Here is a 19,250-nt window from a genome sequence, read left to right as displayed (position 1 = left end):
CTCCTGGGTCAGCTCTTCTTGCCCAGCAGGTCCTCGACCTTGCCGCGGACCTCGTCCGTGGCCAGGCCGCGGATCGTCAGGGTCGTACGGCGGCGCAGCACGTCGTCGGCCGTCTCGGCCCACTCGTTGTCCCGCGCGTACACGACCTGCGCCCAGATCTCCGGGGCGTCGGGGTGGACGCGCTCGGCCAGCTCCGGGTTCTCGTTCGCCAGGCGGGCGATGTCGAAGGACAGCGAGCCGTAGTGCGTCGCCAGGTGACGGGCGGTGTCCGGCGCCATGCGCGGGCCGGGGGCCGGGCCGTCGACGAGCAGCCGGTGGGCGACCGCGCGCGGGTTGGCGATGCCAGGCAGCGGCAGCTTCTTGGGCAGCGTGGAGATCGGCTCGTAATCGTCGCCCAGCGGGTGGCCCGGCAGCGACTCCAGCTTCTTCATGATGGTGCGGCCGATGTGGCGGAACGTCGTCCACTTGCCGCCCGCGACCGACAGCATGCCGCCGCGGCCCTCGGTGACGACCGTCTCGCGCTTGGCCTTGGAGGTGTCGCCCGGGCCGCCGGGCAGCACCCGCAGACCCGCGAACGAGTACGTGATCAGGTCCCGGGACAGCTGCTGGTCCCGGATCGAGAACGCGGCCTCGTCCAGGATCTGGGCGGTGTCCTGCTCGGTGACCGAGACGTCGCGCGGGTCGCCCTCGTACTCCTCGTCGGTCGTGCCGAGCAGCAGCATGTCCTCCCACGGCAGGGCGAACGTGATGCGGTACTTGTCGATCGGCGTGGCCAGGGCGGCCTTCCAGGGGGCGGTGCGCTTGAGGACCAGGTGCGCGCCCTTGGACAGGCGGATGGAGGGAGCCGCGTTGGCGTCCTCCATCGAGCGCAGGTGGTCGACCCAGGGGCCGGTGGCGTTCAGGACGAGCCGGGCGTTGACGCCGAACTCGTCGCCGGACCTGCGGTCCTTGAGGTCAGCGCCCGTCACCCGGCCGTTGGTGAAGCGCAGGCCCGTGACCTCGGCGTGGTTGAGGACGACGGCGCCCGCCTCGACGGCCGCGCGGACCGTCATCAGGGCCATGCGGGAGTCGTTCATCTGGTCGTCGCCGTACACCGCGACGGCCTTCAGGTTGTCGGTGCGCAGCTCCGGCACGTCCTGCGCCGCCTTGGCGGGGGAGAGCAGGTGGCCGACGCCGTCGCCGAACGCGGAGAGCGCCGAGTAGGCGAACACGCCCGCGCCGAGCTTGGCGGCGCCGTGCGGGCCGCCCTTGTACACCGGCAGGTAGAAGGTGAGCGGGTTGGCGAGGTGCGGTGCCACCTGACGTGACACCGCACGCCGCTCGAAGTGGTTCTCCGCCACCAGCTTCACCGCGCCGGTCTGCAGGTAGCGCAGACCGCCGTGGAGAAGCTTGGAGGAGGCGGAGGAGGTGGCGCCGGCGAAGTCACCGGCGTCCACCAGGGCCACCCTGAGACCCGACTGCGCGGCGTGCCAGGCGGTGGAGATGCCCAGGATGCCGCCGCCGATCACCAGGAGGTCGTACGCCGCCTTGGAAAGGCGTTCCCGGGTCTCGGCACGGCTCGGGTTGCCGCCGGCCGACGGCGGCGTCCCGAGTGCCGAGATGACGGGGCCGCTCTCTAGGGTGGTCATGGTTATTGCTCCTCGTCAGCTGAGCTGTGGTCAGCTCTCGTCTTCGAGCCAGCCCATGGTCCGCTCCACGGCCTTGAGCCAGTTCTTGTACTCACGGGCGCGGGTGTCCGCGTCCATGCGGGGGGTCCATTCGGCGGCCCGGCGCCAGTTGGCGCGCAGGTCGTCGGTGGAAGACCAGAAGCCGACGGCCAGGCCGGCGGCGTAGGCGGCGCCGAGGCAGGTCGTCTCGGCCACCATCGGACGCACCACGGGCGCGTCCAGGAAGTCCGAGAGGGTCTGCATCAGCAGGTTGTTGGAGGTCATGCCGCCGTCGACCTTGAGGGCCGCGAGCTCGACGCCGGAGTCCTTCGTCATGGCGTCGGTGATCTCGCGGGTCTGCCAGGCGGTGGCCTCCAGGACGGCGCGCGCGATGTGCGCCTTGGTGACGTACCGGGTCAGACCGGCGATCACACCGCGGGCGTCGGAGCGCCAGTACGGGGCGAAGAGACCGGAGAAGGCCGGGACGAAGTAGGCACCGCCGTTGTCCTCGACGCTGGAGGCCAGCGTCTCGATCTCGGCGGCGGACTTGATGAGGCCCATCTGGTCGCGCATCCACTGCACCAGGGAGCCGGTGACGGCGATGGAGCCCTCGAGGGCGTAGACCGGCTTGGCGTCGCCGATCTGGTAGCCGACGGTGGTCAGCAGGCCCGAGTACGAGTTGATGGCCTTCTCACCGGTGTTCATCAGCATGAACGTGCCGGTGCCGTACGTGGACTTGGCCTCGCCCTCCTCGAAACAGGTCTGGCCGAACAGGGCCGCCTGCTGGTCGCCGAGGGCGGAGGCGACCGGGATGCCGCCGAGGAGGTCGCCGAGCTTGCCGCCGGTGACCTCGCCGTAGACCTCGGCGGAGGAGCGGATCTCGGGGAGGATCTGCATCGGCACGCCGATGGAGTCACAGATCCGCTCGTCCCACTGCATGCTGTGCAGGTCCATCAGCATGGTGCGGGAGGCGTTGGTGACGTCGGTGACGTGCTTGCCGCCGTCGACCCCGCCCGTCAGGTTCCAGATGACCCAGGAGTCCATGGTGCCGAAGAGGATGTCGCCCGCCTCGGCGCGCTCGCGCAGGCCCTCGACGTTGTCGAGCAGCCAGCGGGCCTTGGGCCCGGCGAAGTAGGAGGCCAGCGGCAGGCCGGTCTCGCGCCGGAAGCGGTCCTGGCCGACGTTGCGCCCCAGCTCCTTGCAGAGCGCGTCGGTGCGGGTGTCCTGCCAGACGACGGCGTTGTACACCGGCTCGCCGGTGTTCTTGTCCCACAGCAGCGTGGTCTCACGCTGGTTGGTGATGCCGATGGCCTTGATGTCGTCGCGGGTGATGCCGGCCTTCTCGACGGCTCCGGCGACGACCTCCTGGACGTTGGTCCAGATCTCCGTGGCGTTGTGCTCGACCCAGCCCGGCTTGGGGAAGATCTGCTCGTGCTCCTTCTGGTCGACGGAGACGATGCGGCCGTCCCGGTCGAAGACGATGCAGCGGCTGGACGTGGTGCCCTGGTCGATCGCGGCGATGAAGGGGCCTGCGGTGTGCGCGTCGGTCACGGTGTGCTCCTGAAGTACGTCGTGGTCGGTAGTCGGCTGGTTCGCTCAGAACAGCTTGAAGATGTACGCGGCGAGAGCGCCGCCGATCAGCGGACCGACCACGGGAATCCACGCGTACGACCAGTCGGATCCACCCTTGTTGGGGAGCGGGAGCAGGGCGTGGACGATGCGGGGGCCGAGGTCGCGGACCGGGTTGATGGCGTAGCCGGTGGGGCCGCCGAGCGAGAGGCCGATGCCCACCACGACGAGCGCGGTGATCAGGGCGCCCAGGGTGCCGAGGCCGTTGCCGCCGTCGTTGAGGCCCTGGGTGAGGATCGCCAGGACGAGCACGGTCGTGGCGATGATCTCGGTGATGAGGTTCTGTACGACGTTCCGGATCTCGGGGCCGGTGGAGAAGATGCCGAGCACGGGACCGGCCGCGGGGGCCGCCTTCTGGTCGACGAGGCCTTCCTCGGCGGGCTGCGCCTTGAGGATCTCGGGGTCCGTGAGGTGGGCCTGGAACTGCCCGTAGTACGTCGCCCACACGAGCACGGCGCCGATCATGGCGCCCAGGAGCTGCGCGCCCAGGTAGAGCGGCACGTCGTTCCACTTGGTGCCGCCCTCGACCGCGAGGCCGATGGTGACCGCCGGGTTCAGGTGAGCGCCCGAGACGCCGCCGGCCAGGTAGGCGGCCGTGAGGACCGCGAAGCCCCACCCGAAGGTGATGGCGAGCCAGCCGGCGTCCTTGGCCTTCGAGCGCTTGAGCGTGACGGCGGCGCACACGCCACCGCCCAGCAGAATGAGAACGGCGGTACCGATGGTCTCGCCGAGGAAGATGTCGTGGCTGGACACCCGCGACTCCTTTGTCCTTCGTCCAGGGGAAAGCCGAACCCCGGGTCCCTCCGGTGGTCCGCGCCCTCAGGTGAGAGCGTTGCCGGCCCTTGGCTCGCCCCACTCTAACGCGTAATGCCGTTAGCTGTTCGACAATGCCGACCGGTGGACGCGAGTCTGACTCTGGGGTTACCAGCGCGTCAAGACTTCTGTAATTGAAAACACGATCGTTATTGATCGTTTCGCCCTATCGGTGGGAGGGCCCCCTGTCGCCCTTCGGCGGGAGGGCCCCTGTCCCCCTACCGGTGGGCGGCCCCCTGTCGCCCTCTCGGGGGCGGACCCCTGGCTCCGGGAAGGGGCGGGCACGGGGGCGCCCCGCGAGGGCCCCGCCGCGGTCAGAACCGGCTCGCGCCCAGGTCCCGCGAGACCGCCCGAGCGCAGTCCCGCACCGCCGCGATCAGCTCGGGCCGCAGCTCCCCGTCCGGGCACACCCGCTCGACGGCGCCGGTGACCCCGACCGCCCCCACCGGCATGCGCCGCCGGTCGTGGATGGGCGCGGCCACGGAGGCGATCCCCTCCCAGGTCTCCTCCTCGTCGGTCGCGTACCCGCGCGCCCGCGTGAGGTCGAGGACCCCCTCGAACTCCTCGGGACCGCAGGCCGTGCGGTCCGTGAACGCCTGCCGCTCCGCCTCCAGGGCCTCGCTGTGCGCCACCGGGTCGTACGCCGCGAGCACCTTGCCGAGCGCCGTGGAGTGCAGCGGCTGCATGGCCCCCACCTCCAGGACCTGGCGGCTGTCGTCGGGCCGGAAGACGTGGTGCACGATCAGGACGCCCTGCTGGTGCAGCACGCCCAGGTACACGCTCTCGCCGCTGGAGCGGGCCAGGTCGTCGGTCCACACCAGGGCGCGGGCCCGCAGCTCGTGCACGTCCAGGTAGCTGTTGCCGAGCCGCAGCAGCTCCGCGCCCAGCTGGTAGCGCCCCGACGCGGGGTCCTGCTCCACGAACCCCTCCTGCTGGAGGGTGCGCAGGATGCCGTGGGCCGTGCCCTTGGCGAGGCCGAGGGCGGAGGCGATGTCCGAGAGGCCGAGCCGCCGCTCGCCACCCGCGAGCAGGCGCAGCATCGCCGCGGCCCGTTCGAGCGACTGGATGTTGCGTGCCATCGCAGCCCTTTCCTCCATCCCGTGTCCCGCACCCTGGGTGCCGGGCACTCGTTCCGCGGTCACCTCGCGAACGGGGTCGCCGTTCGGCAATGCTGAACACTATCGGTCGTTGCCGACCTCTGGCTAAGGGTGAGCACCTCCTCGTCGGGCGGTCAGCCCTCCGACGGCGATTTCCAGCCACGCGTCCGTCCCGTGGAATGCCCTCACACCAGAACGCCCGTCCCGGCTACGCTGACCGGGTGCGCCTTCCACGGGAAGCCGCAAAGCCGACAGCCGTCGCACTCCAGGGAGCTCATTCATGGCCTCGTCGCCGACCCCCTCATCCGTTTCCGCCGCGGAGACCTCCGCCGGGAACCGAGCCGACGCCCTCCGCGAGGCGCTCGCCACCCGCGTGGTGGTCGCCGACGGCGCGATGGGCACGATGCTGCAGGCACAGGACCCCAGCCTCGAGGACTTCCAGAACCTGGAAGGCTGTAACGAGGTCCTGAACGTGACCCGTCCCGACATCGTCCGCTCCGTGCACCAGGAGTACTTCGCCGCGGGCGTCGACTGCGTCGAGACGAACACCTTCGGCGCGAACCACGCCGCTCTTGGCGAGTACGACATCCCCGAGCGTGTCTTCGAGCTGTCCGAGGCCGGCGCCCGCATCGCCCGCGAGGTCGCCGACGAGTTCACCGCGAGCACCGGCCGGCAGCGCTGGGTGCTCGGCTCCATGGGCCCCGGCACCAAGCTGCCCACCCTCGGCCACGCCCCGTACACCCTGCTGCGCGACGCCTACCAGCAGAACGCCGAAGGCATGATCGCCGGTGGCGCCGACGCGCTCCTGGTGGAGACCACCCAGGACCTGCTCCAGACCAAGTCGGCCCTGCTCGGCGCCCGCCGCGCCCTGGAGGCCACCGGCGCGAACCTGCCGCTGATCTGCTCCGTCACCGTGGAGACGACCGGCACGATGCTCCTCGGCTCGGAGATCGGCGCCGCGCTCACCGCGCTCGAGCCCCTCGGCATCGACATGATCGGCCTCAACTGCGCCACCGGCCCGGCCGAGATGAGCGAGCACCTGCGCTACCTGGCCCGCCACTCGCGCGTCCCGCTCGCCTGCATGCCCAACGCGGGCCTGCCCGTCCTCGGCAAGGACGGCGCCCACTACCCGCTGTCGGCCGCCGAGCTGGCCGACGCCCAGGAGACGTTCGTCACCGAGTACGGCCTGTCCCTCGTCGGCGGCTGCTGCGGTACGACGCCCGAGCACCTGCGCCAGGTCGTCGAGCGGGTGCGCGGGCTCACGCCGAGCACGCGGGACCCGCGCCCCGAGCCGGGCGCCGCCTCGCTCTACCAGACTGTCCCGTTCCGCCAGGACACGTCGTACCTCGCGATCGGCGAGCGCACCAACGCCAACGGCTCGAAGAAGTTCCGCGAGGCCATGCTCGCCGCCCGCTGGGACGACTGCGTGGAAATGGCCCGCGACCAGATCCGCGAGGGCGCCCACATGCTCGACCTGTGCGTCGACTACGTGGGCCGCGACGGCGTGGCGGACATGAAGGAGCTGGCCGGACGCTTCGCCACCGCCTCCACGCTGCCCATCGTCCTGGACTCCACCGAGGTCGACGTCATCCAGGCGGGCCTGGAGAAGCTGGGCGGCCGCGCCGTCATCAACTCCGTCAACTATGAGGACGGCGACGGCCCCGAGTCCCGCTTCGCCAAGGTCACCGAGCTGGCCCAGGAGCACGGCGCCGCCCTCATCGCCCTCACCATCGACGAGGAGGGCCAGGCCCGCACCCCCGAGAAGAAGGTCGAGATCGCCGAACGGCTCATCGACGACCTCACCGGGAACTGGGGCATCCTGGAGTCCGACATCCTCATCGACACCCTGACCTTCACCATCTGCACTGGTCAGGAGGAGTCCCGCAAGGACGGCATCGCCACCATCGAGGCGATCCGCGAGCTGAAGCGGCGCCACCCGGACGTCCAGACCACGCTCGGGCTGTCCAACATCTCCTTCGGCCTCAACCCGGCCGCCCGCATCCTGCTGAACTCCGTCTTCCTCGACGAGTGCGTCAAGGCCGGCCTCGACTCCGCGATCGTGCACGCCTCGAAGATCCTGCCGATCGCCCGCTTCAGCGACGAGGAGGTCACCACCGCCCTCGACCTGATCTACGACCGTCGCGCCGAGGGCTACGACCCGCTGCAGAAGCTGATGGCGCTCTTCGAGGGCGCCACCGCCAAGTCCCTCAAGGCGGGCAAGGCCGAGGAGCTGGCGGCCCTGCCCCTGGAGGAGCGCCTCCAGCGGCGCATCATCGACGGCGAGAAGAACGGCCTGGAGGCCGACCTCGACGAGGCCCTGGAGACCCGCAAGGCCCTCGACATCGTCAACGACACCCTCCTGGAGGGCATGAAGGTCGTCGGCGAGCTGTTCGGATCCGGCCAGATGCAGCTGCCGTTCGTGCTCCAGTCCGCCGAAGTCATGAAGACCGCGGTCGCCCACCTCGAACCGCACATGGAGAAGTCCGACGCCGAGGGCAAGGGCACCATCGTCCTCGCCACCGTCCGCGGCGACGTCCACGACATCGGCAAGAACCTCGTCGACATCATCCTGTCCAACAACGGCTACAACGTGGTCAACCTCGGCATCAAGCAGCCCGTGGCCGCGATCCTCGACGCGGCGCAGGAACACAAGGCCGACGTCATCGGCATGTCCGGCCTCCTGGTGAAGTCCACCGTGATCATGAAGGAGAACCTGGAGGAGCTGAACCAGCGCCAGATGGCCGCCGACTACCCGGTCATCCTCGGCGGCGCCGCCCTCACCCGCGCCTATGTCGAGCAGGACCTGCACGAGATCTACGAGGGCGAGGTCCGCTACGCCCGCGACGCCTTCGAGGGCCTGCGTCTGATGGACGCCCTCATCGCGGTCAAGCGCGGCGTGCCCGGCGCGACCCTGCCCGAGCTGAAGCAGCGCCGCGTACCCAAGCGGGCCACGGCCGCCGTCGAGGTCAAGGAGCCCGAGGGCCCGGCCCGCTCCGACGTCGCCATCGACAACCCCGTGCCCACGCCCCCGTTCTGGGGCACCCGCGTCGTCAAGGGCATCCAGCTCAAGGAGTACGCCTCCTGGCTGGACGAGGGCGCCCTGTTCAAGGGCCAGTGGGGCCTGAAGCAGGCACGTACCGGCGACGGACCGACGTACGAAGAACTGGTCGAGACCGAGGGCAGGCCCCGGCTCCGCGGCCTGCTCGACGAACTCCAGACCAAGGGCCTGCTCGAAGCCGCCGTCGTCTACGGCTACTTCCCGTGCGTCTCCAAGGGCGACGACCTGATCCTCCTGGACGAGCAGGGCAACGAACGCACCCGCTTCTCCTTCCCGCGCCAGCGCCGCGGCCGCCACCTGTGCCTCGCGGACTTCTTCCGCCCCGAGGAGTCCGGCGAGACGGACGTGGTGGGCCTCCAGGTCGTCACCGTCGGCTCGAAGATCGGCGAGGCCACCGCCGAGCTGTTCGCCGCCGACTCCTACCGCGACTACCTGGAACTGCACGGCCTGTCCGTGCAGCTGGCCGAGGCCCTCGCCGAGTACTGGCACGCCCGCGTGCGCGCCGAGCTGGGCTTCGGCGGCGAGGACCCCGCCGACGTCGAGGACATGTTCGCGCTCAAGTACCGCGGCGCGCGCTTCTCGCTCGGCTACGGCGCCTGCCCGGAACTCGAGGACCGCGCGAAGATCGCCGAACTCCTGCGGCCCGAGCGCATCGGCGTCCAGCTCTCCGAGGAGTTCCAGCTCCACCCCGAGCAGTCCACGGACGCCATCGTGATCCACCACCCGGAGGCGAAGTACTTCAACGCGCGCTGAGCCCGCCGCGGCACGCGCCGAAGCCCTGCCGCGGCACGCGCCGAAGCCGCACCGCCGGTTACTCAAGAGCGCTTACGCCGCACGAGTCGTACACTGGTCGGTCCAGTACAGGCCGGTCCCCCTCAGGGGACCGGCCTTCTCGTCCCTCATGGAGGTGTACGGATGACCAGTACGGTCCCCGCACTCGGTACCCGAACGGCCGAAGGCTCCGCGCTCCAGGCCGTTCTCCTCGACATGGACGGAACACTCGTCGACACCGAGGGCTTCTGGTGGGACGCCGAGGTCGAGGTGTTCGCCGCACTCGGCCACACCCTCGACGAAGCCTGGCGCGACGTCGTCGTCGGCGGCCCCATGTCCCGCAGCGCCGGCTTCCTCATCAACGCCACCGGCGCAGACATCACCCTCGACGAACTGACGGTCCTGCTCAACGACGGCTTCGAGGACCGCATCAGCCGCGCCCTGCCGCTGATGCCGGGCGCCGCCCGGCTGCTCGCCGAGCTGGCCGCCCACCAGGTGCCCACGGCCCTGGTCTCCGCCTCGCACCGGCGCATCATCGACCGCGTCCTCGACTCCATCGGCGCCCACCACTTCGCCCTGACCGTCGCGGGCGACGAGGTGACCCGCACCAAGCCGCACCCCGACCCGTATCTGCTCGCCGCGTCCGGCCTCGGCGTCGACCCGGCCCGCTGCGCGGTCATCGAGGACACCGCGACCGGCGTGGCCGCCGCCGAGGCCGCGGGCTGCCGCGTGGTGGCCGTGCCGTCCGTCGCACCCATCGGCCCGGCCGCGGACCGGACCGTCGTACCGTCCCTGGAACACGTCGACCTGTCGTTCCTGCACGGCCTGATGAACACGCCCGCCACGCCCGCCCCGCGCGACTGAGCGCCCGGAACCACCCGGGGGCCGCCCCGGAAACGACCACCTGGGTCCGGGGGGAACCGGCCAACCACCCGCTCATGGCCGAAAAGCCCAGAGAGCGCGCCCAGTTGAAAGTGTGACCTTTCCCACTGGGAAGAGGGTCGACAGCTGCGCGGCCGTGTGCAGGTGGGGTTGTCCACCCCGGTTGAGGCATGCCCTTGTGTCCTGATTGGGCCAGCCGTGCACGAAACCTTCCAGTGTCGGGTTATCGGTGCGTCCACGCCCAGTATCCCTGCGTGATGGCAGCCCAATTCCGGTCTCCTCCAACGCCCCTGGTGGTGCGGACTAATCTCGTCGCGAGAACATCGCCGCCACCCCCCGTGCCCCTATCAACCCCACCCCGCCGTTGCCGGAAACACGGGATCAAGAGCTCTGGAGAACGTCCAGCATGAACCGCAAGACATTGGTGCTGCCGGCCCTGATAGGTCTGCTCGCCCCCGCGCTTGCCGCGTGTGGCGGTTCGGGCAGCGGGGACGGCGACGACCCCATCGCAGCGGGCACCACCGACCGGTTCACGGCCTCCAAAGAGGTACCGGCTCCCTTCGACCCGGCGTACGCCTACGACGCCGGATCCTGGAACGTACTGCGCCAGACCCTCCAGACGCTCATGGCGCTGCCGCGCGGGGGCGGCGAGCCGGAGCCCGAGGCGGCGCAGAAGTGCGGCTTCACCGACACGGGCAACGAGCGCTACGCCTGCACCCTGCGCAAGGACCTCAAGTTCGCCGACGGCAAGCCGCTCACCGCGGCCGATGTGAAGTTCTCCATCGAGCGGGCCCGCGACATGAAGATCGCCAACCCCAGCGGTTCCGCCCAGCTCGTGTCCAACGTCGAGACCATCGAGGTCCAGGGCGAGCGCGGTGTCGTCTTCCACCTGAAGACCCCGGACGCGACCTTCCCGTACAAGCTCGCCACGCCGACCGCGGGCATCGTCAGCCCCGACCACTACAGCAAGGGCAAGCTGCGCGACGGCTTCGCCCTCGACGGCTCGGGGCCGTACACCGTCAAGCAGGAAGTGGAGAACGACGAGCTGGTCAAGGCCGTCTTCACCAAGAACCCGAACTACAAGGGCTCCTTCACCCCGCAGAACGACAAGGTCGAGCTGCGCACCTTCGCCACCACCACCGCCATGGGCAAGGCTCTGGAGGACGGCGACATCGACCTGATGACCCGCACCATGTCGCCCGAGCAGATCAAGCAGCTCGACGTGAACCCGGGCAAGAACGTCGACCTCGTCGACATGCCCGGCCTCGAGATCCGCTACCTCGCCTTCAACACCTCCGCGGCGACCGTGAAGGACAAGGCCATCCGCCAGGCCATGGCGCAGATCATCGACCGCGGCGCCCTGGTGGGCAACGTCTACGGCTCCACCGCCGACCCGCTGTACTCCCTGGTGCCGACGACCATCACCGGCCACTCCAACTCCTTCTTCAACCGCTACAACGACCCCAGCCCCAAGAAGGCCAAGGATCTGCTCGCCGCCGCGGGCGTCGACACACCGGTGAAGCTGACCCTGCACTACACCACCGATCACTACGGCCCGGCCACGAAGAAGGAATTCCAGGTCCTGCGCCAGCAGCTCAACGCCAGCGGCCTCTTCGACGTCGACATCAAGGGCGACGTCTGGAACACCTTCCGCGCCGCCGCCCAGAAGGGCAAGTACGACGTCTACGGCATGGGCTGGTTCCCCGACTTCCCGGACCCGGACAACTTCCTGGCGCCGTTCCTCGCCGAGGACAACTTCCTCAGCTCGCCCTACCGCAACAAGACGATCAGCAACGAGCTGATCCCCACCTCACGCCGCGAGGCCGACCGCCTCAGCGCCACCAAGAGCATCGAGCGGATCCAGGACATCGTGGCCGAGGACGTCCCGGTGCTCCCGCTGTGGCAGGGCAAGCAGTACATCGCCGCCCGTGACGACATCACAGGCGTCGAATGGGCTCTCAACTCCTCCTCCAACCTGCAGTTGTGGGAGCTCGCCCGCGGTGTGGGCGACTGATCGACGCCACACCCGCCGACAGAAACAACGACAAGGCACGCAAGTGAAAATCCGTAACCCGTGGCTGGCCCTGCCCCTCTCCTCCGGCCTGGCCGCCGCCCTGCTGACCGGCTGCGGCTCCGAGTCCTCCGGATCGGCCGACGACAGCGACTCCGTGGTCGTCGGCATGTCCGACGACGTCCTCGCCACCGACCCGGCTTCCGGTTACGACCCGGGCTCCTGGCTCCTGTTCAACAACGTCTTCCAGTCGCTCATGAGCTTCCCGAAGGGCGCCACCGAACCCGAGCCCGAGGCCGCCAAGAAGTGCGGCTTCACCGACCAGCAGACCAAGGTCTACACCTGCAAGCTGCGCGACGGCCTGAAGTTCAGCAACGGCAACGAACTCACCTCGAAGGACGTCAAGTTCTCCTTCGACCGCATGATGACCATCAACGACGGCAAGGGCCCGGCGCTGATGTTCCCCATGCTCGACAGCGTCCGCACACCCGACGCCAAGACCGTCGTCTTCAAGCTGAAGGTCCCCGACGCGACCTTCCCCAGCAAGATCGCCTCCGGCGCGGGCTCCATCGTCGACCACCGCGAATACCCGGCCAACAAGCTCCGCGCCGACGGCGAGGCCGTCGGCTCCGGCCCCTACAAGCTGGACTCCTTCAGCAAGGACGAGGCCGTCTTCGCCGTCAACGACAACTACCACGGCTCCGCCAAGCAGAAGAACGAGGGCGTCACCCTCCGCTTCTTCCACGGCGACCGCAAGGCCCTCAAGCAGGCGATCACCGACGAGAAGATCGACGTCGCCTACCGAGGCCTCGCCGCCGCGGACATCTCCGACATCCAGCGCGACAACAACCGCAAGCTGGAGGTCGTGGAAGGCACCAGCGCCGAAGTCCAGCACCTCGTCTTCAACGTCAAGGACCCGGTCGTCGGCAAGCCCGGCGTGCGCAAGGCCATCGCCTACCTGCTCGACCGCGAGGCACTCGTCGACCAGGTGTACCAGGGCACGGCGACACCGCTGTACTCGATCGTCCCGGCCGGCATCGGCAGCCACAACACCGCGTTCTTCGACACCTACGGCGCCCGCCCGCAGCGCGCCAAGGCCTCCGCCGCCCTGCGCCAGGCCGGCTACGACGGCAAGGTCCGCCTCACCCTCTGGTCCACCCCGTCCCGCTACGGCCCGGCCACCGACCAGGAGCTGCGCGCCATAGCCAAGCAGCTCAACGCCAGCGGGTTGTTCGAGGCGGACGTCAAGTCCGTCGAGTTCGAGCAGTACGAGAAGGACATCAAGGCCGGCAAGTATGGCGTGTACGTCAAGGGCTGGGTGCCCGACTACCCGGATCCGGACAACTTCACGCAGCCGTTCTTCGGCAAGGGCAACGTCCTGTCGAACCGCTACGAGAACGACACGATCACCGGGAAGATCATCCCGGACACGGCCGCGCAGAGCGACCGCACCTCCACCGACAAGGACTACGGCCGCCTCCAGGACATCGTCGCCGCCGAAGTTCCGCTGCTCCCGGTCTGGCAGGCCAAGCAGTACGCCGTCGTCCGCGAGAACGTCTACGGCGTGGAGTCCTGCCTCGACGCGTCCACGGTGTTCCGCTTCTGGGAACTGAGCAAGGACTAGCCCCGACGGGCCCCGCCAGGCCCAACGGCAACGACGAGGGCCCCGCTTCCTCCAGGAAGCGGGGCCCTCGCCGGTCTCCTCGCACGCCGGTCTCCTCGCAGCGAGCGACCGAAGCCCTACTGGGCCCCCGGCCGCACCAGACCGCTCTCGTACGCGTACACCGCGGCCTGCACCCGGTCCCGGAGCCCCAGCTTCGTCAGCACATGCCCCACGTGCGTCTTCACCGTCGTCTCACTCACGAACAGGTCCGCGGCGATCTCCGCGTTGGAAAGCCCCCGAGCCACCAGCTTGAGGACCTCCACCTCCCGCTCGGTCAGCGTGTGCAGGGTGTCCGGCACCGGCTCGTCGCCCGAGGGCAGATGCCCCGCGTACTTGTCGAGCAGCCGCCGCGTGATGCTGGGCGCCAGCATGGCCTCACCGGCCGCGACCACCCTGATGGCCTGCACCAGCTCGTTCGCCGGAGCGTCCTTCAGGAGGAAGCCGCTCGCACCCGCGCGCAGCGCCTCCACCACGTACTCGTCGAGGTCGAAGGTGGTCAGGACGAGCACCTTCGCCGGGCCGTCCCGGCCGGGCCCGGTGATCTGCCGGGTCGCCTCCACCCCGTCCATCCGCGGCATGCGGATGTCCATGAGCACCACATCGGGCTGCAAGGCCCGCACCTGATCCAGAGCCTGCAGGCCGTCTCCGGCCTCGCCGACGACCGCGATGTCCTGCTCGGCCTCCAGGATCATCCGGAAACCCGTGCGCAACAGCGGCTGGTCGTCGACCAGTAGGACGCGGATGGCCACGTAACTCTCCTTCGCCTAGCCCGGGCCCATTCTGCCCTGCTCGTCACCGCCCGACTCGGGCGGCCTCACCGCGAGCGGATACGGCGGGGGAGTGCCACCGAATTCCGGACAGACCGCCCTGTGGTCGCACCAGCCGCACAGCTTCGTCGGCCGCGGCCGCCAGTCACCCGTCTCCGTCGCGGCGACGATGGCCTCCCACAGCGCCAGGAGCTTGCGCTCGACCCGCTCCAGATCCGCCGGCACCGGGTCGTACGTGATCACGTCACCGCTGCCCAGATACACCAGCTGGAGACGGCGCGGCAGCACGCCCTTCAGACGCCACACCACCAAGGCGTAGAACTTCATCTGGAACAGCGCGCCCTCCGCGTACTCCGGGCGGGGCGCCTTGCCCGTCTTGTAGTCCACGATGCGGACCTCGCCCGTGGGCGCGACGTCCACCCGGTCGATGATCCCGCGCAGCTTCAGACCGGACTCCAGCTCGGCCTGCACGAACAGCTCCCGCTCGGCGGGCTCGAGACGCGTGGGGTCCTCCAGCGTGAACCACCGCTCGACCAGGCGCTCCGCGTCCGCCAGCCAGCGCGTGAGCCGCTCGCCCTCGGCGTCGTCCGCGAACAACTCGGCCAGCTCCGGCTTCGCCTCCCGCAGCCGGTCCCACTGCCCCGGCAGCAGCGCCTTGGCGCGCGGCGCGGTCCGCTCCGCCGCGGGCGCGTCGAAGAGCCGCTCCAGGACCGCGTGCACCAGGGTGCCGCGCGTGGCCGCCTCGCTCGGCTTCTCGGGCAGCTTGTCGATCACCCGGAAGCGATACAGCAACGGACACTGCATGAAGTCGCTCGCGCGCGAGGGCGACAGCGAATTCGGGCGCGCGGCCGCCACGGACGCCACGGCGGCGTCGGTCCTGGTCTCCATGACCCCAGACCCTACGACCCGCCACTGACAACGGCCGCATACCATCGACGGCAGACCCTCTCGCCCTGCATGATCGTGCGTGTACCCGCGCCCACGGCAGGAGCGGGGGACGCTTCGAACGAGGGGACACCGTGGACGAAAGCGGCGGGAGCGGCAGGCCGCAGTCCGACAGCACGCCCGAGCACGACCCGGCGGGCGCGCGTCCGGCACGCCCGGAAACGGACGGTCCCGGCCCCGAGCCGACACCGGACCCCACGACCGGAGCCGCGCGACGCAGGGCGGCTGACGCTCCGGAGCGCACCAGAGGGGTGCCCCTGCCGGGGGCCCCGACGGAGGACGCGCTTCCTGAGGCCGTGGAGCCCCCGACGCAGGGCACGCCTCATGAGACTGCGGGGCCCTCGGGGAAGCGCACGCCTTCTGAGCCTGCGGACCCCTCAGGGGAGGACGCGCTTCCTGGGCCTTCGGATCCCTCAACGGACGACGCGCTCCCTGGCCCCGTAGAGCCCTCGACAAGCGGCACACCCCCGGAGCCGACGGTTCCCCAGCTCTCGAAGCCTGGGACCCCTGAGCCGGTGGACGCGTCGGCTTCCTCGGCCTCCGAGGCCGGGGCCGCCCCGGATCTGGTGGAGCCCAAGGCCTCCGAGTCCGAGCCCGCGGCGGTGTCCACCGGGGATCCCGTGAAGCCCAAGGCCTCCGAGCCCGAGCCCGGGACGGCGACCACCGAGGAGCCCGCGAAGCCGAACGCCCTTGCGTCGGGGATCGCGGCCATCGGGCAGCCCGCCGAGCCCAAGGCCCCGGACTCCGGGACCGCGCCCACCGGGCAGCCCGCCGAACCCAACGCCCCCGACTCCGGGACCGCGGCCACCGGGCAGCCCGCCGAACCCAAGGCCCCCGACTCCGGGACCGCGGCCACCGGGCAGCCCGCCACACCCCAGACCCCCGGCCCCGCCAACGCGGCGCCCCCCGAGCCCCTGGCGCAGACCAGGCCCCGGGTGGACACCTCCAAGCCGCGCCCCACGCCGAGCGCCGGGCGACCCGGCGGCGACTCCGCCAAGGAACAGCCCAAGAACCCCGGCGGCGGCCTCCTCATGGGCCGCCCCTTCGGCGTACCCGTGTACGTGGCACCCAGCTGGTTCCTCGTCGCCGCCCTCATCACCTGGGTCTTCGGCGACCAGCTCGACCGCGTCCTGCCCGAGCTGGGCGGCGCCCGCTACCTGGTCTCACTGTTCTTCGCCGTCGCCTTCTACGCCTCCGTGCTCGTGCACGAACTCGCCCACACCGTCGCCGCCCTCCGCTTCAAGCTGCCGGTGCGCCGCATCCAGCTCCAGTTCTTCGGCGGCGTCAGCGAGATCGAGAAGGAGTCCGAGACCCCCGGCCGCGAGTTCGTCCTCGCCTTCGTCGGCCCCCTGCTCTCCCTCGTCCTCGCCGGCGTCTTCTACGTCGCCATGCGCGCCGTGGAACCCGACACCGTGCCCGGCGTCCTGCTCGCCGGCCTGATGATCTCCAACCTCATCGTGGCGATCTTCAACCTGCTGCCCGGCCTCCCCCTGGACGGCGGCCGCATGCTCCGGGCCGTCGTCTGGAAGATCACCGGCAGGCCGATGAGCGGAACCATCGCCGCCGCCTGGGTCGGCCGCGTCCTCGCCATCTCCGTCCTCGTCGGACTGCCCGTCCTCAACCAGTCCGGCGCGCTCGGCGGCGACTCCCAGGACCTCGGCGGCATGGACACCGTCACCGACGCCCTGCTCGCCGCGATCCTCGCCGCCATCATCTGGACCGGCGCGGGCAACAGCCTGCGCATGGCCCGCCTCCGCGAGCACCTGCCCGAGCTGCGCGCCCGCGCCCTGACCCGCAGGGCCGTCCCCGTCGAGACCGACACCCCCCTGTCCGAGGCCCTGCGCCGGGCCAACGCGGCAGGCGCCCGCGCCCTCGTCGTCGTCGACACCGACGGCGACCCCCTGGCCGTCGTCCGCGAGGCCGCCATCGTCGGCGTCCCCGAACACCGCCGCCCCTGGGTCACCGTCAGCGGCCTCGCCCAGGACATCACCGAAGGCATGCGCGTCCCCGCCGACCTCGCCGGCGAAGAACTGCTCGACCGGCTCCGCGCCACCCCCGCCACCGAATACCTCGTCGTCGAGACCTCGGGCGAGATCTACGGCGTCCTGTCCGCCGCCGACGTCGAGCGCGCCTTCGTCAAGGCCATGGCCCGCCCCACCTGAACCGCCCCGCCGGTGGTCGGCGGCACCCGCCACGGCCGGTAGGCTGGTCACATGTCCGAACCGACCGGTGCCGCCCGCCGTCGCGGGCCCTTCAAGGTCGGGGACCAGGTCCAGCTCACCGACCCCAAGGGACGCCACTACACGTTCACGCTCGAAGCCGGGAAGAACTTCCACACCCACAAGGGGTCCTTCCCGCACGACGAGCTGATCGGTGCGCCCGAGGGCAGTGTTGTCCGCACCACGGGGAACGTCGCGTACCTCGCGCTGCGCCCCCTGCTCCCCGACTACGTCCTGTCCATGCCCCGCGGCGCCGCCGTGGTCTACCCCAAGGACGCGGGGCAGATCCTGGCCTTCGCCGACATCTTCCCCGGCGCCCGCGTCGTGGAGGCCGGCGTGGGCTCCGGCTCGCTCAGCGCCTTCCTGCTGCGCGCCATCGGCGACCAGGGCATGCTGCACTCCTACGAGCGCCGCGAGGACTTCGCCGAGATCGCCCAGCAGAACGTGGAGCGCTACTTCGGCGGCCCCCACCCCGCCTGGCAGCTCACCGTCGGCGACCTCCAGGACAACCTGTCCGACACCGAGGTCGACCGCGTCATCCTCGACATGCTCGCCCCCTGGGAGTGCCTGGAGGCCGTCTCCAAGGCACTCGTCCCCGGCGGCATCCTCTGCGCGTACGTCGCCACGACCACGCAGCTGGCCCGCACCGTCGAGTCCATCCGCGAGCTGGGCGGCTTCAACGAGCCGACCGCCTGGGAATCGATGATCCGCAACTGGCACATCGAGGGCCTGGCCGTCCGCCCCGACCACCGCATGATCGGGCACACCGGCTTCCTGCTCACCGCCCGCCGCCTCGCGGACGGCGTCGAGCCGCCCATGCGCCGCCGTCGCCCCGCCAAGGGCGCCTACGGCGACGACTACACCGGCCCGAACGCCGACGGCGGCAACCCCCGCTGACACACCGGCCCCCACGGGCTGCACGACAGCACCACGGCGGCCCACCCGCCGTTCACAACGCACCGGCGCCGCCGCCGAGTTCCCGAAGTAGGATCCGGAACTCGGCGGCGGCGCCATCCTGTTGAGCCCCCGTCACCAGGCCGTACCCCGGTGTTCCGCGGTCCTGTGAGGTATGGCACGATGCTGGCCACCCCACCTCCACCGGCACAGCCCTCACAGGAGACACTCCTCGTGCAGCACCCCGCCGTCCCGGAACTGGCTCACACGGTGAACCAGCCGTGGGCCACGCGCCCCATCCACTGGGTCGCCACCGCGGCCGCCCTCGCCGCCGTCGTCGCGGCCTCCGCCTTCCTCCAGCCCGACGCGGCCACCGCGGCCCAGACGCACACCCGAACGGAAGCGGAATCGAAGGCTGCCGCCCCCGCACCGGACCCGGCAGCCGTCGCCTACCCGCTGAACTGCGGCACCGCGAAACCCGTCGTGGCCCAGCAGGCCACAGGCGACCTCGACGGCGACGGCCGCCCCGAAGCGGTCGCCGCCGTCCACTGCCAGGCAGGCTCCGGCACCCCGCCCGACGGCGTCTACGTCCTCACCCGCTCCCGCCAGGGCACCCCACGCATCGTGGCCACCCTCGTCGACCCCAAAGACCGCGTCACCGCCCAGGACCTCCGCGTGCGCGGCACCACCGTCTCCGCGACGCTCCTCGGCTACTCCTCGCCCGACGTGCCCCGCTGCTGCCCCGACCGGCGCGACGAGACCAAGTGGCGGTGGAAGAACGGCGCGTTCACCCGCTCGACAAGCGGCGAGGCACGCAGCGTGTAACGACCCGGGCCCGGCACCGAACGGCCCGCC

The 19,250-nt window shown here is 70.6% G+C and carries 13 protein-coding genes; 7 read left to right on the top strand and 6 right to left on the bottom strand.

The annotated features are described in order from the left end of the window. Positions 1-8: 8 nt before the first annotated feature. The 4 genes from AC07GB_RS30890 to AC07GB_RS30875 form a co-directional block, all read right to left on the bottom strand. Entirely contained in the window at positions 9-1,628 is a 1,620-nt protein-coding gene (locus AC07GB_RS30890) for a glycerol-3-phosphate dehydrogenase/oxidase (protein WP_478851176.1), read from the bottom strand. Positions 1,629-1,658: 30 nt separating this feature from the next. Beyond that, positions 1,659-3,197 (bottom strand): glycerol kinase GlpK, encoded by a 1,539-nt coding sequence (glpK, locus tag AC07GB_RS30885; RefSeq protein WP_478851174.1) that lies wholly within the window; start codon positions 3,195-3,197, stop codon positions 1,659-1,661. Between the two features lie 45 nt (positions 3,198-3,242). Further along, positions 3,243-4,028 carry an MIP/aquaporin family protein gene (locus AC07GB_RS30880; protein ID WP_478851172.1) on the bottom strand — a complete coding sequence of 262 codons (786 nt, stop codon included), beginning with the start codon at positions 4,026-4,028 and terminating at the stop codon, positions 3,243-3,245. A gap of 374 nt (positions 4,029-4,402) precedes the next feature. Then, a complete protein-coding gene (locus AC07GB_RS30875) occupies positions 4,403-5,167 on the bottom strand; it encodes an IclR family transcriptional regulator (protein ID WP_478851170.1) in 765 nt (254 codons plus the stop codon). 298 nt (positions 5,168-5,465) lie between these two features. On the opposite strand from AC07GB_RS30875, the gene metH reads away from it, so the two are divergent. From metH to AC07GB_RS30855, 4 genes are all read left to right on the top strand, one after another. Further along, positions 5,466-8,996 (top strand): methionine synthase, encoded by a 3,531-nt coding sequence (metH, locus tag AC07GB_RS30870; RefSeq protein ID WP_478851168.1) that lies wholly within the window; start codon positions 5,466-5,468, stop codon positions 8,994-8,996. A 162-nt stretch (positions 8,997-9,158) separates the two neighbouring features. Continuing rightward, positions 9,159-9,878 carry an HAD family hydrolase gene (locus AC07GB_RS30865; protein ID WP_478851166.1) on the top strand — a complete coding sequence of 240 codons (720 nt, stop codon included), beginning with the start codon at positions 9,159-9,161 and terminating at the stop codon, positions 9,876-9,878. Between the two features lie 424 nt (positions 9,879-10,302). After that, positions 10,303-11,910 carry an ABC transporter substrate-binding protein gene (locus AC07GB_RS30860; RefSeq protein WP_478851164.1) on the top strand — a complete coding sequence of 536 codons (1,608 nt, stop codon included), beginning with the start codon at positions 10,303-10,305 and terminating at the stop codon, positions 11,908-11,910. A 43-nt stretch (positions 11,911-11,953) separates the two neighbouring features. Beyond that, on the top strand, positions 11,954-13,531 hold the full coding sequence (locus AC07GB_RS30855) for an ABC transporter substrate-binding protein (RefSeq protein ID WP_478851162.1): 1,578 nt from the start codon (positions 11,954-11,956) through the stop codon (positions 13,529-13,531). Positions 13,532-13,647: 116 nt separating this feature from the next. Here the strand turns inward: AC07GB_RS30855 and AC07GB_RS30850 are convergent, their stop codons facing one another. Together AC07GB_RS30850 and AC07GB_RS30845 are read right to left on the bottom strand one after the other, a co-directional pair. Further along, on the bottom strand, positions 13,648-14,319 hold the full coding sequence (locus AC07GB_RS30850; RefSeq protein ID WP_016639462.1) for a response regulator: 672 nt from the start codon (positions 14,317-14,319) through the stop codon (positions 13,648-13,650). Between the two features lie 15 nt (positions 14,320-14,334). Continuing rightward, complete coding sequence (locus AC07GB_RS30845; protein ID WP_478851160.1) at positions 14,335-15,225, bottom strand: RecB family exonuclease; 891 nt, start codon at positions 15,223-15,225, stop codon at positions 14,335-14,337. A 572-nt stretch (positions 15,226-15,797) separates the two neighbouring features. Here AC07GB_RS30845 and AC07GB_RS30840 point away from each other — a divergent pair. The 3 genes from AC07GB_RS30840 to AC07GB_RS30830 all read left to right on the top strand — a co-directional run bounded on the left by AC07GB_RS30840 (position 15,798) and on the right by AC07GB_RS30830 (position 19,220). Next, positions 15,798-17,444, top strand: coding sequence for a site-2 protease family protein (locus tag AC07GB_RS30840; RefSeq protein WP_478851158.1), 1,647 nt, complete (start codon positions 15,798-15,800; stop codon positions 17,442-17,444). A gap of 51 nt (positions 17,445-17,495) precedes the next feature. Beyond that, positions 17,496-18,398: a tRNA (adenine-N1)-methyltransferase gene (locus tag AC07GB_RS30835; RefSeq protein ID WP_030684343.1), complete on the top strand. Its 903-nt coding sequence runs from the start codon at positions 17,496-17,498 to the stop codon at positions 18,396-18,398. Between the two features lie 231 nt (positions 18,399-18,629). Next, positions 18,630-19,220 carry a hypothetical protein gene (locus AC07GB_RS30830; protein WP_478851157.1) on the top strand — a complete coding sequence of 197 codons (591 nt, stop codon included), beginning with the start codon at positions 18,630-18,632 and terminating at the stop codon, positions 19,218-19,220. Positions 19,221-19,250: the final 30 nt, after the last annotated feature.

The sequence above is a fragment of the Streptomyces sp. NPDC045778 genome (assembly GCF_056431945.1).
Note: the sequence above shows the minus strand (reverse complement) of the source record. Positions and strands in the feature narration are given on the sequence as shown.